Genomic DNA, 24,260 nt, shown 5'->3' with positions numbered 1-24,260 from the left:
TTTGCGTGGCGATTTATGCACCTTAGGGTAAAGATGACGCCTTTTAGCCGTTTTTGCAAGTTTGCCCACACTGGCAAACTCGCCGACACCTCTACTAATTCTATTTGCGGTCAGTCACAACCTGATCAACCAAACCGTAATCACAAGATTGCTGGGCGTTCATGAAATTATCGCGCTCAGTATCTTTAGCGATGGTCTCATAAGTTTGGCCGGTATGTTCAGCCATAAGATGGTTCAAGCGCTCGCGGATAATCAAAATTTCACGTGCTTGAATATCAATGTCAGTCGCTTGGCCCTGAGCACCACCGCTAGGCTGGTGAATCATGGTGCGGGCATTCGGCAGAATAAAACGCTTACCCTTCTCTCCACCGCTCAACAAAAACGCGCCCATGCTGGCAGCCTGCCCAATACACATAGTGCTTACATTAGGCTTGATAAACTTCATGGTATCGTAAATAGACAAGCCTGCCGTAACCGAGCCGCCTGGCGAGTTAATGTACAAGTGGATATCTTTATCAGGGTTTTCAGACTCAAGAAACAGCAGCTGCGCCACAATCAGGTTAGCCATATGATCTTCAACTTGGCCAACACAAAAAATTACGCGCTCTTTAAGCAGGCGCGAGTATATATCGTAGGAACGCTCGCCCCGCGCCGTCTGCTCGACGACCATCGGCACCAAGCCCAGGCTAGTTATTGAGTTATTGCTGATACCGTCAATCGAGTTGCGAGACATAGTAAACACTCTTCCGTATCGTAAATGGGTAGACAGATTTATCACCTACCAGAAAAAAAACAAGCGACGGAACCTAAGGTTCAGTCGCTTGATCGCAGATTACCAGAGCAGTCTTGCAAATTAAGACGCTTCAGCCTCTTCCGCCGGTGGCGACATTACTTCTTCGTAGCTTAAAGTTTCTTCGCTAACCTTCGATTTTTCAAGCAATTTCTCAACAACTTCCTCTTCAATGACCATACCTTCAATCTGCTGAAGCTGCTGAGGGTTGTTCATGTAGTAGCTGATAATCTCATCTTTGTCTTCGAAGCTAGCAGACATTTCTTCTAATGCAGCGCGCACTTTATCAGAGTCGGCTTTAATACCTTCAGCGCTAATCAGTTGATTCAACACCAAGCCCAACTTTACACGGCGCTCAGCATTGTCACGAAACAGCTCATCAGGGAGAATATCCGCAGCGTTAAGCTTTTCAGCCATTGCGCCAAACTGCTGCATTTGCTGACCGCGCAGCGCGTCAATTTCCTGACTTACCAAGGCTTTTGGTACTTGCAAATCTGCATGCACTTTCAAAACACCTTCCATGACTTGATTCTTAATGCGGGACTTAATCGCATTTTTCAACTCACGAGCCATATTTTTTTCAACTTCAGTGCGAAAAGCGTCTAAACCGCCCTCTTTAACACCGAATGCTGTGAATAATTCTTCATCCAACTCGGGCAACTGCTGAGCACTAACTGAATTAAGGGTAATTTTGAACTCAACAGCAGCGCCTTTAAGATCTTCGCTGTGGTAATCATCAGGGAAAGACAAAGCGACAACTTTTTCTTCGCCAGCAGTCATTCCGACCACACCAGCCTCAAAACCAGGAATCATACGACCAGAGCCAAGCTCTAAATCTGAGCCCTCGGCCTTGCCGCCGTCAAACTCAACGCCGTCTTTAGTACCTAGGTAATCAATATTAACCTTGTCACCGTCCGCTGCCGCACGCTCTACTACGTCCCAGCTAGCACGCTGAGTGCGTAGGTTTTCAATCATTTTGTCGATATCAGCCGGCGTGATTTCAGCAGAAGGCTTTTTCACTTCAATAGCGCTGTAATCTTTAGCTTCAATCTCAGGAAAAACTTCGAATGTAGCGACGAATTCGATATCTTTACCGGCTTCTAAGCTTTTTGGTTCAATTTCTGGGCGGCCAGCTGGCTTTAGCTCTTGCTGCTGAATGGCTTCATAGAAGCACTCATTCATCACTTCACCAAGTACTTCCATACGCACCGACTCACCAAAACGCTGACGAACCACGCTCATTGGCACTTTGCCAGGGCGGAAGCCATCAAGCTTTACGGTTTTTGCTGCTTTTTGCAGACGGCTATCTACTGCGCCATCTACACGGGCGGCAGGAACACCTACAATTAAACGGCGCTCTAGGCCAGAAGTCGTTTCAACGGAAACTTGCATCGATGATCCTCAAAACAGGTCTTATAAGCACAAATGGCCACTTCGGCATCGAAGCGGCCATTCATAAGAATTCTTTGAAATGGTGCGGATGGAGAGACTCGAACTCTCACGCCTTGCGGCACCAGAACCTAAATCTGGCGTGTATACCAATTTCACCACATCCGCACACCCGTAAACCGACTTAAGGTATTGAATTATCTCGGTTTACAAACAAAATCGCAGGAGCTCAGTCCCGCGAGGAACGAGATTGTGCCACAGCCTATGATCGCGATCAAGCGAAGCTGCGACACAATTTTAGGCGTTTACTTAAATAATGATAATTTCACCACTAAGAATCCGCCTAAAGCCCTTACACACGCTCGATAATAGTACTAATGCCCTGCCCCATGCCGATACACATAGTTGCCAAACCAACAGAGGTATCGCGCTGTTCCATGACATTGAGCAACGTACTAACAATACGTGTACCAGAACAACCAAAGGGGTGACCCAAGGCGATCGCACCACCATTGAGGTTTACCTTGTCATCCATTTTGTCGAGTAAATTAAGATCTTTAAGCACCGGTAAGGCCTGCGCCGCAAACGCCTCATTTAATTCAACAGTGTCAATATCGTCCATGCTCATACCCAAACGCTTTAAGGCTTTTTGCGTAGAGGGCACGGGACCGTAGCCCATAATGGACGGATCAACACCGGCCACCGCCATACCAACCACTTTGGCGCGTGGCGTCAAACCCAAATCCATAGCCCGCTGACCAGACATAAGAATCATAGCCGAGGCGCCGTCAGCAATCTGCGAGCTAGTACCGGCAGTTACTGTACCATTACGCGGATCAAATGCCGGCCGCAGCTGAGCAAGGCTTTCTAGGGTGGTTTCAGCTCGAACCGTGGTATCCGCCTTAACCAATATTTTGCGACCATCTTCAGCGTGACCTTCCAGCGCAATAATTTCGCTATCGAAGCGGCCATTCGCCTGCGCATCAGCGGCGCGCAAATGCGAGCGCATACCGAAGGCATCCTGCTGCTCACGACCAATACCGTGCATCATAGCCAGCGCTTCAGCAGTCATACCCATCATACCTGCAGCACGGGCAACGTATTTACTCGCCTGCGGATTTGGATCAACACCGTGATTCATCGCCAAATGGCCCATATGCTCCACACCACCAACCATAAAGGTGTCGCCGTAGCCGCTCATGATCGCAGTGGCTGCAGTGTGCAGAGCCGACATTGATGAACCGCACAAACGGCTTACAGTCTGGCCAGCCACTTCATGAGGAAGCTTGGTCATTACCGATATCATCCGCGCAATATTCCAACCCTGTTCATTCGTTTGGTTTACACACCCCCAAATAACGTCTTCAAAACTGGCAGGATCAACACCAGGATTACGCGCCAACAATGCGTCGATCAATGCAGCGGACATATTTTCGGCCCGGACATTTCTAAACACACCGTTTTTTGAGCGCCCCATAGGAGTACGGGCGCAATCGACAATTACCACATCATTTGCTTTAAAAGTCATTGTTGTATCTCCGCCCGATTATTTAAAGAAAGTTTCGCCGTTGGCTGCCATTTTGCGCAGGCTCTCAGTTGGCTGATACAGCGCACCGAGGTCGGCGTAGCGATCAGCCATCTCACAGAAAGCCTTAACACCCATCTGATCGATATAGCGCAGTGCGCCGCCGCGGAACACAGGGAAACCAATACCCATCACCAAGCCCATATCGGCATCGGCTGGGTCACGCAAAATGCCTTCGTCTATGCAACGCACAGTTTCAATACACATCGGTATCATCATCCGCGCTTGAATATCCTCGTCGCTCAACTCAACACTAGCTTGCTTGGCTTTAGCGGCCATTGCCAATGCGGTGTCATCTTCACATTTCTTGGGCTTACCTTTCTTGTCTTCTTCATAGCGGTAGAAGCCAATACCATTTTTCTGACCGTAGCGCTTGGCCTCAAACATCATTTGCGAAATGCCGGTAAAGTCGTGACGCATGCGATCTGGGAAACCTTCAGCCATTACCTCAGCCGCGTGATAACCAGTATCAATACCAACCACATCCATCAAATAGGCCGGCCCCATTGGCATACCAAAACCTTCCATGACTTTATCGACCTTACGGAAATCCGCCCCATCGCGAATCAACATGTCGAAACCTGCAAAGTAAGGGAATAGCACGCGGTTCACATAAAACCCAGGGCAATCGTTCACAACGATCGGCGTTTTCCCCATCTGCAAGGCATACTTCACCACTTTTGCCACGGTGCTATCACTGGTTTTAGCTCCGCGAATAACCTCGACCAAAGGCATTGCATGCACTGGGTTAAAGAAGTGCATACCACAGAAGTTCTCTGGTCTTTCAAGCGCTTCCGCCAAATGTGTAATGGAAATTGTAGAAGTATTTGAGGCTAAAACCGCATCGTTACGAATGTGTTTTTCAGTCTCAGCAAGTACTGCGCGCTTAACCTTGGCGTTTTCAACAACGGCCTCCACAATTACATCCGGCTTATCAAAACCATCATAGGTAAGCGAAGGACGAATACTATTCAAAACCGCTGACATTTTATCTGCAGTCATCCGACCACGAGACACCCGCTTCGCAAGCAGTTTTCCAGCCTCTTTCATGCCCAGCTCGATACCCGCCTCGGCGATATCCTTCATCAGAATCGGCGTGCCTTTGTAGGCTGACTGGTAGGCAATACCACCGCCCATAATGCCTGCACCCAAAACGGCAGCCTGTTTCACGTCACCACCGGTTTTAGCAAAACCACGGGCAGCCTTACTCACCGCCTGCTCGCTTAGGAACAAACCAACTAGTGCAGCAGATTGCGGGGTGCGCACCAGCTTAATGAAGTGATCGATCTCAACTTCAATCGCTTCGGCGCGACTCAGACCAGCATTGCGCTCCATAGACTTTGCCGCGGTCAGAGGCGCTGGCATATGGCGACCAGCCTGCTGGGCAACCATCGCCTTGCCTGTAGTGAACGACATCATGCGCTCAATGTCATTGAGCTTAACTGGCGAGGTTTTTTCAGTTCGGCGAGCCTTATAATCAAAGTCACCGGCTATCGTGCCCTTAAGTAAATCAAGGGCTGCATCTTTCAATTGCTCTGGCGCAACTACGGCATCAACACCACCGTCTTTTAAAGCGGCATCCGGCTTCTGGTGATTGCCTGTTGCCACCCACATCATGGCATTATCACAACCAATCAGTCTTGGTAGACGGACTGTGCCACCAAAACCGGGATTGATACCCAGTTTAACTTCAGGAAGACCGACAATGGCAGCGGACGACATTACCCGGAAATCGCAGGCCAAGCACATTTCAAAACCGCCACCCAGCGCCACACCATTAATAGCAACAACAGTCGGCACAGGTAAATCTTCAAAACCATTGAAAACATCATTTGCCTGAACTGCCCAGCTACGGAGGTCAGCATCTGGCAATTTAAACAACTCGGTAAACTCGGTAATATCAGCGCCAACAATAAACACAGACTTGCCGCTGGTGACCAACACCCCTTTTAAACCCGCTTCTGCAGCGAGCGCAGCAGTAGCTTCGCCCAACTCTTGTAACGTCAGACGGTTAAATTTATTCACTGAATCGCCTTCGAGGTCGAAACAGAGCTCTGCAATCCCATCTTCTAGGTATTTTGCAGTTAACGCCTTGCCTTGATAAATCATTACTATTCCTCAAATTGAGTTTGTGGCGGCGGCATTTGCCATATGCTTCATGTTTACTATGTAAACATCGGGTGCTAAAGCTACCGTATTACGAAAACCTTGGCAAGCTACCGCAACGAATTAATCCGTTAAACACGCTGGGTCAAAACAATAAACTTCATTAAGCCAATCACCTACTTCACTGGCAATGGGGTGCTGATACTTGGCGTATTCCGCAATCAAACCTTGTTTCGCGTCCGCTTCCATACCATCCAGGCCCACAAACTGAAACCTGACCCTATCGCGCAATAATAATGTAGCAAGCCCGCTTGGCAATTCACTTAAAAGCGACTGAAAAGCCTGCTCGGGCTGATAATCAGCTTTTTTAGTATAGACGTCTGCCAGAGTTGGCAAGACCAAAGTCGATAAATGATATTGGTTCATAGGATTAACCATATGCCCAGCGCAAAGCTGTGCCAACTGCCACGGTCGCCCCTGAAAAGGCGCGAGATGCAGAAAGCGGCTGGTTTTTCGACCATCGTTTACCGGATAGTTGTCCCACAGCAAGGGCTTTCGCCCCAATAAAGCAGTTGCGCGATGGATATCTTCAGCAGTGTAAGCCTCGCTAATGACTCGATTACCCGTCCATAAAATATCGACGCTCGGGTCTAATCCATCGTTTAATTCAGTAAAATAATCCGGTGGGCAAGCCCCAAAAAGCGCTTCTAAGATTGGGTCAAAGCTGTAATAACTGGGGCAGACAGCAAGTTTAATGCTGGGAAGCTGAGAACGAATATCGGCCACCACGGCCAACTGGTTTTTGGCCAAATGCCGATTACCCGCCGGAAGATCGTCAAATAGCACCCATAATATATCCGGTTTCAACTCGGCAATGGCTGCTGTTTTAGCGCGCAACTGCGCCTTATCGGTGGCGCCATAATTGGCCTGTAAGCCTGCAGGCGACAAGCCCACCCCCCACAAAATACCAGCACGCTGGCAGTGCTCAGCCAAAGTCAGTAGGTTGTGGCGGTGGCTAGGGTCAAAACCGTGCCGCCAGCCACTACGTAAACTCACATCCCCCTTAGGAGCATAAATGTAACTTCCGTAAGACCACTGGCGAAGCAGCGCAGGCAAAGCAAAGCGCTGAGCCCAAGTCCATTGCCGACCATAAAAGCCTTCAATAACGCTGGGCACAAATGCCATAGTGAAAACCTCTAACCGCGAAAATAACGCTGTTCAACAAAGGGAGCCTGCCTAAGCGCTACGGGTAATAATTTACCCCGCACACTGGCAAAAAGTGCATCGCCCGCAGATAGCACGGTATTCGCCACATAAGCCATCACCAGTGGACGGCCAATACTAGGACCAAAGCCGCCGCTACTCACACGCCCGACAACACTGCCATCGGCGGTAACAATCTCCGCGCCCTCGCGCACCGGCGCGCGACCTTCTACATCGAGTAACACCCGTTTTTGATCAGTACCCTCTGCCAACTGCTGCGCAATGACAGCCGCGCCGGGATAATTACCGGCGCGAGCCTCGCCAGGGCGGCGCACTTTGGAAATTGCCCACAGCAGATTGGCCGATATTGGCGAAATGGTCTCATCCATATCGTGGCCATATAGGCATAGACCAGCCTCTAGACGCAAGGAGTCGCGCGCGCCCAGGCCAATAAACTCAACTTCGTCCTGAGCCAACAATAAGCGCGCTAGCGCCTCAGTATCGGCAGCCGCCACAGAGATTTCAAAGCCATCTTCGCCGGTATAGCCGGAGCAGCTCAACCAGCAATCAATTCCCGCTACTTGGCAGGACCGGGTATCCATAAACACCATAGTCGAGGTCTTTGGTGCCAAGCGCGCCATCACCTGTCGTGCCGCCGGCCCCTGCAATGCCAACAAGCCCTGATCATTCAGCATTTCCATACTGATCGATTCCGGTAAATTTTGTCGCAACCACATATAATCTTGATCTTTACACGCGGCATTCACCACTAGCATAAAACTGTCGCCGCAATTGGCGAACATTAAATCATCAAGAATTCCGCCCTGTTCATTCGTGAACAAGCCATAGCGCTGACGATCAACGGGCAGGCCCATCACGTCTTGCGGCATTAACGCCTCTAATGCTTGCGCAATATTTTCGCCGCGCAAACGAATCTGCCCCATATGCGACACATCAAACAGCCCTGCCGCCTTACGCACGTGCAAATGCTCTTTCATCACGCCCAACGGGTATTGCACAGGCATATCATAGCCAGCAAAAGGTACCATCTTGGCACCGAGCTCACGATGCAAAGCATTTAACGCGGTGATTTTTAATACTTCAGCAGTCATTTTTATCTCCAACGGAATCTGTGACTACTTGCGCTAAACAGCGAAAACGCAGGCCACAATATATCTGCATTCAATTTCATAAACAGGATTAGAGGCGATTAACGCCCCAAAGAAAACAGCCGATCAAAATTCGCTGTGGTTTGCTTGGCAACCTCACCAAAAGATAAGCCCTTCAATTCGGCAACGCACTCAGCCACTTCAACCACGTATTTGGGCTCATTTTTTTTGCCGCGGTATGGCACCGGCGCAAGATAAGGTGAATCAGTTTCTACCAATAGGCGCGATATCGGCACGCGACGAACGACTTCCCGCAATTCGGCGGCATTTTTGAAGGTGATGATCCCCGAAAAAGAGATGTAATAGCCCATATCTAAGGCCGCCTCGGCCATTTCCCACGACTCAGTAAAGCAGTGCAAGACTCCACCCACCTCAGCAGAACCATGCTCAGCGATAAGTTTTAGGGTATCCGCGCGCGCATCCCGAGTATGAACAATAGTTGGCTTTCCGCAACTTGCAGAGACCTCCAGATGCTGGGCAAAACTTTGCTGCTGATCTTCCTTGCGCTCCGCGCTGTAATAATAATCTAGGCCGGTCTCACCAATCGCGACAACTTTGGAGTGATTAGCCAACTCCAACAGGGTTTGCTTAGAACATACACTGTCACTTATATCTAGGGGATGAACACCCACCGAAGCGTAAATAGAGGGAAATTTTTCGGCGATTGCGACTACCGCAGGCGCATTATTGAGGTCAATACCGATGCACAGCATACGCTCAACACCGCGCTCGGTAGCGGCTTTAACCGCCGCTTCGAGACTACCTTGGTAAGGGCTAAGATCAATACGATCGAGGTGACAATGGCTGTCTACAAGCATGAACTTCTCGCGTGGGATTATCGTATGGGCTTGTCGTTTACGTTTCTCTTATCGAGAAATAGGCGCGACACGCCGCTTCACATGGTATGGGTAGGTTTGTCTGACTCTAAAATGCCAGCAAGATAGGATTCGATTTTTTTGTTGGCAATGCCATCGCCACCCATAAACTGAACACCGACACCAGCTGCGCGGTTACTTTGCGCACCCCGCGGGGTTATCCAAACCACCTTGCCCGCTATTGGCAATTTCTCTGGCTCGTCCATTAAGGTCAGCAACATAAATACTTCGTCGCCGACATTATAGGGTTTGGTTGTGGGCACAAAAAGGCCGCCATCCTTAATAAATGGCATATATGCTGCATACAATACTGCCTTGTCGCGGATGGTTAGCGACAAAATACCGTTGCGTGCACCCTGCGCACCACTCATAAACGTAACTCCACCCTGCCGAATATAACCGTGTTGGCTATTAACAAAGGCATCATAGCAATATGTTCACCGCACCGCACGATTTTGGCACAATTGCGTCCATTCCAAGAACAAGCTCTCCAAAATCAAACGTTTATTCAAAGCCACCCCGCGGTTAAAACTGCCACGCAATTTTAGCGCTCGTTCCAAGCCAGCAATAACGGCCACAGCTGGCAGCGATTTGAAGCGCTGCCAGCTGCTAACAGTAAGCGCCTGATCCGCCAACTGATAACGGGACAACGACAGCAAGCGCGCCACCCACCAGTCGAGCACCTGTAGTATATCGGCGTCGAGTAGCTCTTCGGCAAACTGCAGCGGGCTGCGCTGGCCGTCAACCAAGGCCAATAAACCCTTATCGAAGCGCTCGCGCGTCGCCAAGCCGTCTTCTTCAAATACTTGCCGAGCCGCAAGCGGTCGACCACCGGCCTCCGCCAACAAACGCTGAGCGGTTTCCTGATCGCCAACATAGTCTCGCAACCAGGGCTCGGTGAACTCATTTTTGGGCACTCCAAAACTCATTTGCAGGCACCGCGAGCGAATAGTCGGCAGCAATTGACTACTGCTATGGCTAACAAGGATCAGTAAGGTGCCACTGGCGGGCTCCTCTAGGGTCTTTAGCAGAGCATTGGCGGTGTGCACGTTCATCGCTTCTGCCGGGTGAATCAATACTAGTTTTTTACCTCCACTGCGATGGGCGTGCTGGGCCGAAAACTGCTGCAAGCTACGCACCTGATCAATACCAATTTGACGCTTGCCCTCCTCTGGACAAATTTCTCGGCAATCTGGGTGCGCGCCGTCACTTTGGAAATGACAGCTTCGGCACTGACCACAGGCGGCTAAAGCGCTCGGCGACTCACACAGTAAATAGGCAACTAGTGCATGAGCAAAACGCAACTTGCCGATGGCGCTAGGGCCGCTGAGTAACAAGGCGTGAGGCAGACGCTCCGCGCTAATAAGACGCTGCAAATCCTGCCACTGGGGCATTTGCCATGCGTAGGCATGCAATGGCTCAGACATGCATTGCCGCCTGGTAAGCTGCGATTTGCGCCGCTAGTGCCGCAGCTATTTCACTTTGCACCGAGCCAAGGTCGGCGCTGGCATTCACAACTTTGAAGCGGGTTGGCTCTGCCGCTACCTGCGCCAGATAAGCGGCCCGGACCTTTTCAAAAAACGCCAGTTTTTCGCGTTCAAAGCGATCAAGCGCACCGCGAGCGCCAGCCCGACTCATACCCACATCCACTGGCGCATCAAGTAGCAAAGTACAATCAGGCCGCAAGTCGCCCTGCACCATTGTTTGTAGGCTGGCAATTAATTCCGCCGACAAGCCCCGACCACCTCCTTGGTAAGCAAATGTGGCGTCGGTAAAGCGATCGCACAATACCCATTCACCGCGCGCTAGGGCCGGTCGAATAAGTTGATCAAGGTGCTGAGCCCGCGCCGCAAACACCAACAGCAATTCACTCAACTCGCACATTTTTTCTTCGCGAGGCACCACCAGCACATTGCGAATTTCCTCGGCCAGTGGTGTGCCACCTGGCTCGCGACTCACAATATGCGGAATATTAGCGGAGTTGAGAAGCTCGCGAATAAAATCAATATTAGTCGATTTACCAACGCCCTCGGTGCCTTCCACGGTGATAAATCGCCCTTTGGTTGGCAAGGTCATTTAATTCTCCTTCAGCGGTGGCGCCGAACGATAGTCTGCCCGACGTTTTTGCACTTGATAGCGCCTCACAGCAGCTTCATGTTCTTTTAATGTCGCCGAAAAATAGTGCGTGCCATCGCCCTTGGCAACAAAAAACACTGCTGTTCCAGGCGCTGGATGCAGAGCCGCATGAATAGCCTCACGGCCCGCTAAGGCAATGGGGCTTGGCGGCAGGCCGTTTTGACGATAAGTATTGTAGGTGTTGGTATCATCGCGCAAATGCGAGCTTCGCAAATTGCCTTGGTAGCTATCGCCCAAGCCATAAATCACTGTTGGGTCGGTTTGCAAACGCATACCGGCTTCCAAGCGGCGCACAAATACGCCCGCTATTTCGGCGCGCTCCTCGGCAACACCGGTTTCCTTTTCAATTATCGAGGCCATAATCAGCGCCTCGTAGGCATTAGCATAGGGTAAATCTTCGGCTCTGGCTTCCCACTCTTCTTGCAGCACGCGCCGCATCCGCTGATAGGCGCGCACTAAAATCAAGCTCGCCTTATCACCGCGATAATAATCGTAGGTGTCAGGGAAGAACAGCCCCTCTGGCACTTCAGCCAACGGCTCACTGATACCGAGCTGCAACCACAGCCCGGCATCTAAGCTTAGCTCCTGCTTCTCAAGTAAATCTTGAGCATCTAGATAGCGCAACAATTGAGCTAAAGTCCAGCCCTCCAGCAGTGTTAACTGATGGCGCACCACATCGCCCAAACGCATCATCGCCAAACTTTCCGCGACGGTCATTCCCTCTTCAAACCGATACTCTCCAGCCTTAATTTCAGCTATGCGAGGATTAATACGACCGTATATTTTCAATAACTGGGGCTTTTCTACCCAGCCGCGCTCAGCAAGTAAATTAACCATACTTGAATAACCTGTACCTACAGGCAGCACAAATACTTCGGTACTTTCGCGCAAGGGCAAAGGCTTATTGAGGTAAGAATTGAGGTACCAAACTGCCGCGAGCAAAGTAAGGACAAGGGGAAATATCAGCGCCAACAGGGCCTTAAATATTTTAAGCATAGAAATGAGATTCAAACTCCCGCTGCAATCGTCGACATATTGGCCCGGGGGCTCTATGCATACATTCTATTTTAGTTACCGGCCAAATACCGATAACACTATTGCAAATAAATACCTCATCCGCTTCACGCAAGACCGACATTTCAATGGCCGCCTCCTTTACGGGCATACCCAACGCCTCCGCCGCGACCATAAGCTGTTGGCGCATAATGCCGCTGACGCCGCAATCGTTCAGGCCGGGAGTAAATAAGCGACCTGCCGTACCGATAAACACATTGCTACGGGTAGTCTCAATCAACTTGCCCGCCTCGTCGAAAACCAAACCATCAATATAGCCGCGACGCTGCATTTCGCCAGCGGCCAAAACCTGCTCTAGCCGATTGAGGTGCTTAATTCCGGCCAACAATGGCTGGCGGGCGAGCTTAGTCTGACATATTCCCAGCGCGACGCCCTTATGCCAGTGCTGCCTAGACGAAGCTGGCGCCGGCAATAAACTAATAATACGCTGTGTTTTTGCAGGTAATGGGCTGTAGCCCCGCCCAACAACACCGCGGCTGAGAACAATTTTTAAAATGGCATCCCCAGCACAAAAATCTGCAAGCAAACGCTCGCAATCTGCCGTTATCGCGGCAACATCACAGGGAATTTGCAAGCGGCTAGCGCCACGACTTAAGCGCTGCAGATGCTCGCCTAGCCAAAGCGCGCGACCCTCGTTAACCAGCACCGTTTCAAACAGACCGTCGCCGTAGGCTAACCCACGACTATCAATATCAATGCTGCTAGCAAACCGACCATTCACCAAGCTTATCGACATGGTGAACTCGCTCAACTACTCAACTGACCAAACAACAAACTGCCATTGGTACCGCCAAAGCCAAAGGAGTTGGACAAAACACGATCAATTTTGCGTTGTTGGGCGGTGTGCGGCACGTAATTTAAATTACAGCCTTCATCCACCTCATCAAGATTAATCGTCGGTGGCGCCACTTGATCACGCAGGGCAAGTATCGAAAATATTGCTTCAACTGCACCAGAAGCACCCAGCAAATGACCAACCATCGACTTGGTAGAACTCACCGCTATATTCGCCGCAGCCGAACCAAGCAATGATTCAATAGCGCGACTTTCAGCAATATCACCCGCAGGCGTAGACGTGCCATGAGCATTAATATAATCAATTTGATCGGCGTTTAAGCCAGCGTCATCTAAAGCACTTTGCATTGCTGCCCGCGCACCACGACCATCATCCGGTGGTGAGGTCATATGAAAGGCATCGCAACTCATGCCAAAACCTAATAACTCGGCGTGAATATGCGCGCCACGACGCTTGGCGAACTCGTACTCTTCCAGCACTAACATACCCGCGCCATCGCCGAGCACAAAGCCATCCCGATTCTTATCCCAAGGACGACTGGCGCACTCAGGATCGTCATTGCGAGTAGACATGGCACGGGCTGCCGCAAAGGCGCCCAAACCTACTGGTGTAGTCGCCATTTCGGAGCCACCGGCTAACATCGCGTCGGCATCACCGTAGGCGATCATACGTGCCGCCATCCCAATATTATGGGTACCAGTGGTACAGGCCGTTGCAATGGCAATACTCGGGCCTTGCAAATTATGTTTGATGGCCAACACCCCTGCGATCATATTAATAATCGCACCAGGCACGGTAAACGGCGATATTTTGCGCGGTCCACCGGAGTTCAAAATTTGTCGACTATTTTCTATTAAGCCAATACCGCCAATTCCGGAGCCTATTGCAGTGCCGATACGATGCGCGTTGGCATCGTTGACCTCAATACCAGAATCTTGCAAGGCTTGCTCTGCCGCAGCCACACCATAGTGGATAAACGGATCAAAGCGCTTGGCCTCTTTAGCCGACATATAATCATTTATGTCGAAATTTTTTATGGCACCCCCTATACGGGTGGCAAACTCACTGACATCGAAGCGCTCTATTGCCGCGATGCCACTCTTCCCTGCTAGAATATTGCGCCAGGTTTCTGCAACAGAATTACCCAGTGGGCTAATAATGCCCATTCCCGTGACGACAACTCTTCTCTTACCCATAATACTCTCCCGACTCTAAGTACGCGTTTTTATACGTTCTATTTCAGATACGGATGCCACACGTACAGGCATAAAAAAAGCCGTTCTACATTACATAGAGACGGCTTTTTAAACGGCTAGGCCGTTATATTACTTACTGAAGATTGGCTTTGATGTAATCAATGGCCAGTCTTACAGTGGTAATTTTTTCAGCTTCTTCATCAGGAATTTCAGTTTCGAATTCCTCTTCCAGAGCCATTACCAGTTCAACCGTGTCCAGCGAATCTGCGCCGAGGTCTTCTACGAATGATGCAGACTCAGACACATCTTCTTCCTTAACACCCAGTTGCTCTGCAACAATCTTCTTGACGCGTTCTTCAATGCTACTCATGGTCGTTGGTGACTCCTAATTGATATTAAAATTTTGGGCCTGCTTCTCGGTGGCCAATTAGCTTGGTCACAAACCAAAAGCATGACCACCGAAAATTGTGTTTCATATCGCCAGCACTTCGGCGCTCATTCTACCGCGACTGATACCGCTTGTGCATAGCAAAATATGAAAATTTCACGTTCAGAAGGGAAAAATCCTTCCTGAACATATGTTTACGCCATATACATGCCGCCATTAACATGGATAGTTTCACCTGTTACATAGCCAGCGACATCACTTACCAAGAACGCGACGACGCCAGCGATCTCTTCGGGGCTACCTAAGCGCTGCAATGGTATCTGAGTTTTTAGCGCATCTCGCTGTTCATCACCCAATTTTTTAGTCATATCGGTGTCGATAAACCCCGGCGCCACGCCATTTACGGTAATTCCGCGTGAACCAATTTCCCGCGCTAGGGCGCGAGTAAAACCATCCATACCAGCTTTGGCTGCGGCGTAATTGGTTTGCCCGGCATTGCCCATTGCGCCAACCACGGAGCTAATATTAATTATGCGACCCCAGCGGGCCTTAGTCATACCGCGCAAACAGGCTTTACTCAAGCGGTAAAGCGAGTTGAGATTAGTGTCGATAACGTCATACCACTCATCATCCTTCATGCGCAGCATTAAGTTGTCTTTGGTGATACCGGCGTTATTTACCAACACCGCTGGCGCGCCAAACTGTTCAGTAATCGCCTTCAGTGTCGCGTCTACCGACTCAGTGTTAGACACATTCATCATCATCCCGACGCCGCTAATTCCGCTAGCCTTAAAATTTTCGGTAATTGCGTCCGCGCCACCGTCTGTTGTCGCCGTGCCAATAACCTGATAACCCATATTGCCAATCGCAATGGCGATTGCCTGACCAATACCGCGGCTTGCGCCTGTGACCAATGCTACTTTCGCTGTCATTTTCCCGCTCCTAAATAGAATTAATTTATTGGGCAACAGCTTCCAGTGCCGCAGCCAGTGTTTCGGGTGACTCAATATTCAAACAACTTAGCGATTTTTCTATGCGCTTGTTCAAGCCGCTCAACACTTTACCCGGGCCAGCTTCTATAGTCGTCGTAATGCCCGCTGCAGCCATCGCCTCAACACAAGACACCCATTTTACCGCACTGTAAATCTGCTCCACCAACAAGGCCTTGATTGCCGAGGGATCGCTTTCAGTTTTGCCGTGCACATTGTGCACTACTGGGATTTTTGGTGATTGCAAACTCATTGCAGCTAAAGCTTCAGCCAATTTTTCGCCCGCTGGTCGCATCAAAGAGGTATGGAAAGGCGCGCTTACCGGCAAGGGCAGTGCACGCTTAGCCCCTGCAGCCTTAAGTAATTCAATCGCCTTTTCGACACCCGCCACCTTACCGGCAATTACAACCTGACCCGGCGAATTAAAATTTACCGCCTCAACCACGCCCGCCGCTGACGCTTGCTGGCAAATATCAATAATTTGCGCATCATCCAAGCCCAACACGGCCGCCATCGCGCCCTCGCCCACGGGCACCGCTGTTTGCATATACTGACCACGCGCACGCACCAAGCGCACCGCGTCAGCAAAATCAATTGCACCAGCACAAACCAAAGCAGAAAACTCACCAAGACTATGACCGGCCATCAAAGAAGGCTGCAAGCCTCCCTGCTCACACCACAAACGCCATACCGCAACACTGGCGGTCAATAATACCGGCTGAGTAGTTTCAGTTAGATTAAGCTGGGCTTGCTCGCCATTTTGCACCAAATCCCACATATCGTAGCCCAAGGCCGCGGAGGCCTCGGCAAAAGTCGCTTTAACAGAGGGAAAAGCGGCGCCAAGCTCAGCTAGCATACCGACTTTTTGCGAGCCCTGACCGGGGAAAACCAAGGCAAGTTGCTGGGTATTCATTCCATGTATCCTTAATCAGTGAGTTTTAAGATGTTGTTTCTAATTGCTTTTCGATTTGAGCCTGCAAATCATTGCGAACCGCCCTTGCGGCCTGACGAATTGCCGACTGAAATCCTTGCGCGCCGGAACTGCCATGGGTTTTTACGACAATGCCGTTAAGCCCAAGCAGTGCCGCGCCATTATAGCGATCGGGATTAATGTCGCGCTGGAACGCTGTGATTACAGGGCGAGCCAAAAGGCCCACGAACATACCGTATAAGTTTTTTTTGAATCGAACTCGCAGCTGGCTCGCTATAAAACTTGCCGTACCTTCGCAGACCTTTAACGCCACATTGCCTGCAAAACCATCACAAACAACCACATCGACGTCCGCCGAAAACAGATCGCCACCCTCAATGAAGCCGCAATAATTCAAACGAGAATCTGCACTAATAAGTTCAGCAGCGTCCCGTATGGTCGCAGTTCCCTTAGTCAGCTCAGAGCCGATATTCAATAGCCCTACGCGAGGCGACTCACTGCCATCAAGAACCCGACACAAGGCCGAGCCCATTTGCGCAAAGTGATGCAATTGCTGGGCATCGCATTCGACGTTGGCACCAAGATCAAGCAGGAAAGTATGGCCGTTCACGGCGGGAACCGGCGCACAGATGGCCGGGCGCTTGATGCCAGGTAAACGCGTTAACACAACACAACTCATAGCAACGAGCGCGCCAGTGTTCCCAGCGCTGACCACAGCGGAAACAATACCGTCGCGAAGCAGCTCAAGAGCAATGTACATTGAGGAGTTTTTTTTGCTACGAAGTGTTCGGCTGGGCTGATCATCCATGGCCACGACATCGGGCGCATGATGAACACTTAAGCGAGTCGAATCAAATTTTTCACTGGCGAGCGCAAGCGTAATGGCAGGCTCATCGCCAACCAAGAGGATATGAAGAGCTGAATTGAGATTCAGCGCATTTACAGTGGCAGGAATAGAAGAGCGGAGACCGTGGTCTCCGCTCATTGCATCAACGGCGAGTCGCAGCGATGCCACGCAAATACTTAGTCGTCTTTACCAGCGACAACTTTGCGACCACGGAAAAAGCCATCCGCAGTGATATTGTGACGGAGATGCTTCTCACCGCTGGTCTGATCCACAGACAAAGTTGGACCAGTCAATGCGTCATGCGAACGACGCTGACCCCGACGTGAACGTGTCACTTTACTTTTTTGAACAGCCATGGCCTAAAAATTCCTCATAATAGAGATTAATCGCGGGGTTTTAACTGCCCCAAAATAGCAAACGGCGTATCGCCTTCCTCTGCATCGCTTATCACTTTAACTGGCTCAGGTTCTGACTCCAGTTCAAACACTTTACAAACAGCGTCATCGTGATAGCTAACAAAAGGAGTATTAATGATCAGCTCATCCTGCAGCAAATCCGCTAAAACCAAATCTTCGTCTTCGCCTAAAATCAAAGGATCCAGTGATTTCGGCAGTGCTTTGGCTTGCTCGTCTGTCCACACAATGGCTAAATTAAATTCAGCCTCAATGCATATAGGCATTGCTTCCATGCAGCGTTGACACAGAACATCAACCTGACTGACAGCAGTACCGACTATACACTTAAACCCCTGCTCACTTCGAAAAAAGCGCAAGTCTACGTCTACCGAACCGCTAGTATTAGCGAGTCCGGCAGCAAACCGGCTGAGATCAGCGACCTGTTGCGAGGCGTGAATTTCCATGCCACCAGCAACAAATTTCCGAGCATCAACGAACTTAGGTAGGGGCTGTCTTTGCATAGGCGCGCAATAATAGGGACTTCCCCCCCTGTTGTCAAAGCAAAAACACCTGCAACGAGCCTAATACCAAGGGCGATCAAGGGCTTCCGCATCAAAGCTGGCGACTGGCCACTGTAAAAGTTTAAGATTAGCAAACATACCCAGTAATAAAGAAGCACCGTAAATGCCACCAGCCACACCAAAGCCACTCCCCCTGATCTTGGCGTCGGGCTCCAGCTATCGACGCATGCTGCTGGAAAAAATCGGACTGCACCCCCACTGCCACGCCACCAATATCGACGAGTCACCACTACCCAACGAGACAGCAACCGCGCTGGCTAGACGACTAAGCATCAGTAAAGCACTTAGCGCAGCTGAAACACTTCCCTGTGCACTCATCATCGCCAGCGACCAATGCGCGGAGCTAGATGGACAAATTCTCGGCAAACCTGGCACCAGAGCTCGCGCTCAAAACCAGCTCAGCAAATGCTCTGGCCGCGAAGTACTCTTTCACACCGGAATTTGCTTACTAAACAGCCAAACCGGCAAGCAGCACATTAGCGTAGAAACGGTAACGGTGGCATTTCGCACCCTCAACTCCTTAGAAATTGAGCATTACACCGAGAGAGAACCCGCCCTCGACTGCGCTGGCAGCTTTAAAGCAGAGGGACTCGGCATTAGCCTATTTCGGCACATCCACAGCGATGATCCAAACACCCTAATAGGCCTACCACTGATCCGGCTTATCGACTTCTTAAAAGAAGAAGACTACCCCCTACTATAAACACTCAGCGAGACAGTTCACCCACAATAGGCAGCAAGCCAGAGAAGTAATCAATAACAGCCAATGGCTGCCAACGCTGCAGCCGCGCAACGCTATGCACGCCGTAAGAAACACCCACGCTTGGCATAGCAATACGGCTTGCCATCTCTAAGTCGTACTCGGTATCACCCACCATCAGCGCCGATGTCGGTTCGTAACCCCGCTCTGCACACAGCTGCGCAAGCATCAGTGGATCCGGCTTTGACGCAGTTTCGTCAGCACAGCGACTCGCACTAAACAGCGAGCTTATCGGTAAGCCAGCAAAAACCCGATCTAGGCCGCGACGACTCTTACCCGTTGCAACGCATAAATCATGACCAGCTGCTTTTAAAGCCCGCAAGCTCTCTTCAACGCCAGCAAACATCTGGCAGGGCTGCTGATCTGCCAAAATAAAGCTGCGAACATAGGCCGCCCGCAACGCCTCAACCTCATCCGCGCTCAACTCGGGGTATAAAGTAGCAATAGCAATGCTCAACTGAATCTTCCCAGCCATCCACAGCATTGCAAAACCAGTCTTGGCCATAAGGGTTTGTCCCACAAATATGACCATCCTCACTCCGTAGGCTTAGCCAGCATCCATTGCTAAAAGTGACAAAACGGCCTTTCGACTCTTCGATTTGTTTACGTAAAAGAACGTTTCCTTCGGTTTGAACTTCCTTAAAGCGATTGCCCATTCTTAGTACATCCTTGACATATTTATATTGAGGCTTCCTTGTGCTGGTATCGATACACCCATAACTTGGCCGCTTTGGCCAGCTTATGGTAGAAACCCGCGACGGCCAATTTATGGTAAACCAGTTTTTGATTGGTGCAAGGAATGGCCGGTACTGGTAAAAAGCGGACGCTTAAAAATCCAAAATCGGGCCGCAATAGGTAGGTTTTTATGCAGGCTCAACGCCAACCTCACCTCTAATCAGGCGGCCAAATTCACTGTGCCACTACAGGTAGAGCTGAAGGGGAATTTGTGGCCAAGTGACTTGGTTTCCGCGACGCTCAAAGTAGAAGTTAAGCGTCCATCAGTGGTGGTTTCTCATTGTTGGCTTTGTGGGGTCGTTCGTGTTTGTAAAACCAAAGCCACTCGGTTGCATATTCCTGAACTTGGTCCAAGGTTTCAAACAATTGTTTACTCACCCCGCTATAAAAACCGCGTGTAGACGAGTTGCGTGCTACATTGAAATAAGCTGTAAATACTTATTATCAGCGCGATTGCGCGAATTGTAGCGACTCAACTGGAATTCAGATCATGGAAACTTATAAAAAGACTTTTAGTATCAAGCGCCTGTGGATAATTCTGACCGTCGGCATGGTTGTCATGTTCGGCATATTACTGGCGCTAGGTGCAGAAATATACCAAAAGGCACCTCCTATTCCTGAAGCCGTCAAATCGACATCCGGCGAAGTTCTCTATACACGTGACGACATCCAAACAGGACAAAATGTCTGGCAATCCATAGGAGGTATGGAGCAAGGCTCAATCTGGGGGCATGGAAGCTATCTCGCCCCTGACTGGAGTGCGGACTGGCTGCATAGAGAAGCAGAAGCGCTACTTGCTCTTCGCACGCAAACGCCCCTCGCAGGCCTTACCCAAGCACAGGATATGGCGCTGCATAAGGCAGCATTACAGGACGAGATGCGCACAAATGGCTACAATCCCTCTACAGGCATAATCACAGTTAGCGACATGCGTGCTCTGGCCATCAAGCAGGTCCAAAATCATTACATCCGGTTGTATGAAGGTAGCGATCAAGAGTCGCTGGCGCTGCGCCGCGATTATGCGTTCCCGGCTCATGGTTTACTCAATCATACTGAAGCGAAACAGCTCGCGGCCTTTTATTTCTGGACCGCCTGGGGCGCGACTACCAACCGACCCGGCATGGAAATCACTTACACCAGCAACTGGCCACATGAACCACTGGTTGGCAATAAGCCGACCACTGGCATTTTGATGTGGAGTATTGCATCTGTCATATTACTTCTAGCAGGAGCCGGTGCACTCGTCGCCTATTATGCAAAGCAATTTGATGCCTGGCAGCAGGAAATAGCCCCCGAAGAAGGCATAGCCAAAGCTGACATACTCGACAGTGCAGTCATAACTCCATCAATGCGAGCAACAGCAAAATATTTCTGGATCGTCTGTGCATTATTTCTGGCACAGGTCTTACTTGGTATTGTTACCGCGCACTATGCCGTGGAAGGACAAGGACTTTATGGTCTGCCATTTGCAGAATATTTCCCCTACACAGTGACTCGGACATGGCACACGCAACTTGCGGTTCTTTGGATCGCAACAGCGTGGCTAGCAACTGGCTTATATGTCGCCCCAATGATGAGCGGCAAAGATCCTAAATATCAGCGGTTCGGCGTAAATTTCCTCTTTTTTAGCTTACTTATTATTGTCGTTGGTTCTTTTGTTGGGCAATGGGCAGCTGTTCACCGTTTCTTTAACAATCTGACGATGAATTTCTGGTTCGGGCATCAAGGCTATGAATATGTCGATCTTGGCCGGTTCTGGCAGATTTATCTTACCGTTGGATTGTTTCTCTGGGTTGGGCTCGTAGTCAGAGCACTGTGGCCAGTCTTACAGCAAAAAGGTGGGAAATCACTGATCTACCTCGTGCTTGTATCCGCTATTGCGATTGGCCTGCTTTATGCTGCGGGCCTGATGTGGGGGCAGCATACCCATATTTCGATCATGGAGTATTGGCGCTGGTGGGTTGTTCACCTCTGGGTAGAGGGTATTTTTGAGGTATTCGCCACAGCAATAATTTCCCTGCTATTTGTGCGCATGGGGATATTGCGGATAACAACCGCTACAGTAATGGTGCTATTTGCCACTATTATTTTCCTCTTTGGCGGCGTACTGGGAACATTCCACCACCTCTATTTCAGTGGCACGCCAACATCGGTTATCGCCGTCGGCGCGATGTTATCCGCACTTGAAGTAGTTCCGTTGCTGGTGGTCGGTTTTGAGGCCTATACGCGGTATAAGGTTGAGCACGAAGCCGAATGGGAGCGTAACTACCACTGGCCATTCATGTTCTTTGCCGCTGTTCTGTTTTGGAATCTTGTTGGCGCAGGGCTATTCGGCTTTTTGATTAATCCACCGATTGCGCTTTATTACATGCAGGGACTGAACACAACCGCCAGCCATGGCCATGCCGCCCTATTCGGCGTATACGGAATGCTCGGATTGGGGTTAACCCTGTACTGCCTACGAGGGCTAACGAACACCAAACTTTGGAACGAGAGTCTACTTAAAATCTCATTCTGGTCCCTCAACATTGGGCTCGCGATGATGACATTTCTATCGCTTTTACCACAGGGGATACTCCAAACGTATACCAGCATCGAAAAGGGCTATTCCTTCGCACGCTCGGCAGAATACATTCAGAGCCCTGTTATGCAAGCACTGGTCTGGGCAAGAGTGCCGGGAGATGTTGTGTTCAGCATCGGCGTATTTGCATTTGTTTGGTTCGTGTTCAGAGCATTTGTGCCAAGAACTAAGGAGCATGAATAACTTGCCAACCTCGGAATCATTTGGCTTTAAGTGAGCGTTAATAGTTATTGGCAGAGCCACGAAACCAAATAGTTTGAGTGCTGATGTCGTATGTGTTTTTAGCGCACATGATTATTTTCATTACGAAATTTGCAATATTAATTAATCAAGCTAGTCGTCGTTTAATGGATTTTTCAGAATGAAAGTAATTGCTGATTTCGTAAATATGCCAATTTGGCGCCAAGCGTTCCGCCCATTTTTTTTAGCAGGAAGTCTATTTTCCATTGTTGCATTAGCAGTGTGGACAGCTACATTTAGTGGAACCATGGAGTTTTCCCCCCATGGAAATAGTCTGCTTTGGCACGCTCATGAAATGCTATTTGGCTTTATTTGCGCAATTATTGTTGGCTTTTTACTAACTGCAGTACAAAGTTGGACGGGGCTACGCGCAATCAATGGCGCACCATTGTTGGCATTGTTCTCGCTGTGGTTGATGTCACGAATTCTAATGATCGTAAATATCGCCGAGATGGAGTGGCTTATAGCGCTCGTCGATATTAGTTTTCTTCCTTGTGCAGGTGTGTTCTTTGCAAAATTAGTTATTAAAGCTGGAAGTAAGCGGAATTTTCAATTCATCCCTGTAGTCGCTATGCTCACGGGCGCAAATATTTTAACTCATCTGTCGGTACTCTTAGACAAGCCTGAGTTATTCACTTGGGGAATGCGCGCCGCAATTATGCAAGTAGTGCTAATCATGACGGTGGTCGGCGGCCGAGTTGTGCCCTTATTTACTGCTAGCGGCGCCAGAGTAGCGGCTGTCAAGCCATTGCCCTGGCTAGAGAAAACGGTACTTGGCTCTACTTGGTTGCTCGCCATAGTGTATATCGTCAACGGCGTTTCTTTTTTACCGAGAAGTATTCTAGCCGGTGTATTTGCTGTCGCGGCATTAAGCAACGCTTACCGAGTATTGCGCTGGCGAGTCTGGACAGCGCTGTCTATACCATTGGTGTGGTCGCTTCATTTAGCTTACTGGTTTATACCCGTCGGTTTTGGCCTGTTTGCGTTATCTTACGCCGGCTTTGTCATTAGCGAATCTACTGCTCTACACAGCTTAACAGCCGGCGCCATGGGCTCATTAATTCTTGCCATGATAGCGCGAGTATCGCTCGGTCACTCTGGTAGACCGCTAACTGCCCACTGGAGCCTGAAGTTTGCATTTATATTCATTGTGAGCGCTGGGATTACTCGGGTATTAACAGGTCTTTATCCAAGTTTATTAGCCTATAACGGCTACAGTATATCGGCAGGCTTGTGGATTTTGGCTTATACCATCTATACCGCCGTGTATCTCCGAATTCTTACGACTACGAGGGTCGATGGCAAGCCTGGCTAGTCATTTCCTGCAAGAGCAGGGCTGCTCTATAAAGCCACTCAGTCATGTGTTAAATATTATTTAAAATAGTATAAACGAGACAGAATGATCCGGACTGCTATTCGTTTCCTTGGATTTCAAAGTGGCGTAGTTGCCTCTGAAAAATTGGTAGCGACACTGGGTGGTATGCTAGCAATATT

General features: G+C 49.8%; 23 protein-coding genes, 1 tRNA gene and 1 pseudogene. 3 read left to right on the top strand and 22 right to left on the bottom strand.

Annotation, left to right across the window (positions count from 1 at the left end; genetic code table 11):
* Window positions 1–100 precede the first annotated feature (100 nt).
* The 20 genes from clpP to AB4876_RS10265 form a co-directional block, all read right to left on the bottom strand.
* Window positions 101–733, bottom strand: a complete 633-nt coding sequence (clpP, locus tag AB4876_RS10360; RefSeq protein ID WP_368381586.1) for an ATP-dependent Clp endopeptidase proteolytic subunit ClpP — start codon at window positions 731–733, stop codon at window positions 101–103.
* Window positions 734–853: 120 nt separating this feature from the next.
* Window positions 854–2,182, bottom strand: coding sequence for a trigger factor (gene tig / locus AB4876_RS10355; protein WP_368381585.1), 1,329 nt, complete (start codon window positions 2,180–2,182; stop codon window positions 854–856).
* An 80-nt stretch (window positions 2,183–2,262) separates the two neighbouring features.
* Window positions 2,263–2,347, bottom strand: a tRNA-Leu gene (locus AB4876_RS10350).
* A gap of 184 nt (window positions 2,348–2,531) precedes the next feature.
* On the bottom strand, window positions 2,532–3,707 hold the full coding sequence (gene fadA / locus AB4876_RS10345) for an acetyl-CoA C-acyltransferase FadA (RefSeq protein ID WP_368381584.1): 1,176 nt from the start codon (window positions 3,705–3,707) through the stop codon (window positions 2,532–2,534).
* 18 nt (window positions 3,708–3,725) lie between these two features.
* Complete coding sequence (fadB, locus tag AB4876_RS10340; RefSeq protein ID WP_368381583.1) at window positions 3,726–5,873, bottom strand: fatty acid oxidation complex subunit alpha FadB; 2,148 nt, start codon at window positions 5,871–5,873, stop codon at window positions 3,726–3,728.
* A 120-nt stretch (window positions 5,874–5,993) separates the two neighbouring features.
* Window positions 5,994–7,055, bottom strand: coding sequence for a beta-N-acetylglucosaminidase domain-containing protein (locus AB4876_RS10335; RefSeq protein ID WP_368381582.1), 1,062 nt, complete (start codon window positions 7,053–7,055; stop codon window positions 5,994–5,996).
* An 11-nt stretch (window positions 7,056–7,066) separates the two neighbouring features.
* Window positions 7,067–8,185, bottom strand: coding sequence for a glycine cleavage system aminomethyltransferase GcvT (gene gcvT, locus AB4876_RS10330; protein WP_368381581.1), 1,119 nt, complete (start codon window positions 8,183–8,185; stop codon window positions 7,067–7,069).
* A gap of 98 nt (window positions 8,186–8,283) precedes the next feature.
* Window positions 8,284–9,060: a TatD family hydrolase gene (locus tag AB4876_RS10325; protein ID WP_368381580.1), complete on the bottom strand. Its 777-nt coding sequence runs from the start codon at window positions 9,058–9,060 to the stop codon at window positions 8,284–8,286.
* Between the two features lie 77 nt (window positions 9,061–9,137).
* Window positions 9,138–9,488, bottom strand: a complete 351-nt coding sequence (locus tag AB4876_RS10320) for a PilZ domain-containing protein (protein WP_368381579.1) — start codon at window positions 9,486–9,488, stop codon at window positions 9,138–9,140.
* A gap of 66 nt (window positions 9,489–9,554) precedes the next feature.
* Window positions 9,555–10,544, bottom strand: coding sequence for a DNA polymerase III subunit delta' (locus AB4876_RS10315; RefSeq protein ID WP_368381578.1), 990 nt, complete (start codon window positions 10,542–10,544; stop codon window positions 9,555–9,557).
* Window positions 10,537–11,193 (bottom strand): dTMP kinase, encoded by a 657-nt coding sequence (tmk, locus tag AB4876_RS10310; RefSeq protein WP_368381577.1) that lies wholly within the window; start codon window positions 11,191–11,193, stop codon window positions 10,537–10,539. The genes AB4876_RS10315 and tmk overlap by 8 nt, the downstream gene beginning before the upstream one ends.
* Window positions 11,194–12,249: an endolytic transglycosylase MltG gene (gene mltG / locus AB4876_RS10305; RefSeq protein WP_368381576.1), complete on the bottom strand. Its 1,056-nt coding sequence runs from the start codon at window positions 12,247–12,249 to the stop codon at window positions 11,194–11,196.
* Window positions 12,242–13,063, bottom strand: coding sequence for an aminodeoxychorismate lyase (gene pabC, locus AB4876_RS10300; protein WP_368381575.1), 822 nt, complete (start codon window positions 13,061–13,063; stop codon window positions 12,242–12,244). Before pabC ends, mltG begins: the two co-directional genes overlap by 8 nt.
* 11 nt (window positions 13,064–13,074) lie before the next feature.
* Entirely contained in the window at window positions 13,075–14,319 is a 1,245-nt protein-coding gene (gene fabF / locus AB4876_RS10295; protein WP_368381574.1) for a beta-ketoacyl-ACP synthase II, read from the bottom strand.
* 133 nt (window positions 14,320–14,452) lie between these two features.
* On the bottom strand, window positions 14,453–14,689 hold the full coding sequence (acpP, locus tag AB4876_RS10290) for an acyl carrier protein (protein ID WP_008250062.1): 237 nt from the start codon (window positions 14,687–14,689) through the stop codon (window positions 14,453–14,455).
* 212 nt (window positions 14,690–14,901) lie between these two features.
* A complete protein-coding gene (gene fabG, locus AB4876_RS10285; RefSeq protein WP_368381573.1) occupies window positions 14,902–15,639 on the bottom strand; it encodes a 3-oxoacyl-ACP reductase FabG in 738 nt (245 codons plus the stop codon).
* 25 nt (window positions 15,640–15,664) lie between these two features.
* The gene (gene fabD / locus AB4876_RS10280) at window positions 15,665–16,609 is read right to left on the bottom strand and encodes an ACP S-malonyltransferase (protein ID WP_368381572.1); all 945 of its coding nucleotides are present in this window, start codon (window positions 16,607–16,609) and stop codon (window positions 15,665–15,667) included.
* 25 nt (window positions 16,610–16,634) lie between these two features.
* Window positions 16,635–17,642, bottom strand: coding sequence for a phosphate acyltransferase PlsX (plsX, locus tag AB4876_RS10275; RefSeq protein ID WP_368381571.1), 1,008 nt, complete (start codon window positions 17,640–17,642; stop codon window positions 16,635–16,637).
* 8 nt (window positions 17,643–17,650) lie between these two features.
* A complete protein-coding gene (gene rpmF, locus AB4876_RS10270; RefSeq protein WP_008250024.1) occupies window positions 17,651–17,830 on the bottom strand; it encodes a 50S ribosomal protein L32 in 180 nt (59 codons plus the stop codon).
* 26 nt (window positions 17,831–17,856) lie between these two features.
* The gene (locus tag AB4876_RS10265; RefSeq protein WP_008250022.1) at window positions 17,857–18,390 is read right to left on the bottom strand and encodes a YceD family protein; all 534 of its coding nucleotides are present in this window, start codon (window positions 18,388–18,390) and stop codon (window positions 17,857–17,859) included.
* Window positions 18,391–18,553: 163 nt separating this feature from the next.
* Between AB4876_RS10265 and AB4876_RS10260 the strand changes: the two genes are divergently transcribed.
* A complete protein-coding gene (locus tag AB4876_RS10260) occupies window positions 18,554–19,153 on the top strand; it encodes a Maf family protein (RefSeq protein ID WP_368381570.1) in 600 nt (199 codons plus the stop codon).
* Window positions 19,154–19,157: 4 nt separating this feature from the next.
* On the opposite strand, the gene AB4876_RS10255 is transcribed toward AB4876_RS10260, so the two are convergent.
* Together AB4876_RS10255 and AB4876_RS10250 are read right to left on the bottom strand one after the other, a co-directional pair.
* Window positions 19,158–19,742 carry an HAD-IA family hydrolase gene (locus tag AB4876_RS10255; RefSeq protein ID WP_368381569.1) on the bottom strand — a complete coding sequence of 195 codons (585 nt, stop codon included), beginning with the start codon at window positions 19,740–19,742 and terminating at the stop codon, window positions 19,158–19,160.
* A 455-nt stretch (window positions 19,743–20,197) separates the two neighbouring features.
* Window positions 20,198–20,332, bottom strand: a pseudogene (locus AB4876_RS10250) (integrase core domain-containing protein); the annotation flags it as partial.
* Window positions 20,333–20,435: 103 nt separating this feature from the next.
* Here AB4876_RS10250 and AB4876_RS10245 point away from each other — a divergent pair.
* Both AB4876_RS10245 and AB4876_RS10240 read left to right on the top strand, forming a co-directional pair.
* Complete coding sequence (locus AB4876_RS10245; RefSeq protein WP_368381568.1) at window positions 20,436–22,709, top strand: nitric-oxide reductase large subunit; 2,274 nt, start codon at window positions 20,436–20,438, stop codon at window positions 22,707–22,709.
* Window positions 22,710–22,887: 178 nt separating this feature from the next.
* Window positions 22,888–24,081: an NnrS family protein gene (locus AB4876_RS10240; RefSeq protein WP_339678209.1), complete on the top strand. Its 1,194-nt coding sequence runs from the start codon at window positions 22,888–22,890 to the stop codon at window positions 24,079–24,081.
* Window positions 24,082–24,260: the final 179 nt, after the last annotated feature.

The organism is Zhongshania guokunii (assembly GCF_040892635.1).
Taxonomy (GTDB): domain Bacteria; phylum Pseudomonadota; class Gammaproteobacteria; order Pseudomonadales; family Spongiibacteraceae; genus Spongiibacter; species Spongiibacter guokunii.
Note: the sequence above shows the minus strand (reverse complement) of the source record. Positions and strands in the feature narration are given on the sequence as shown.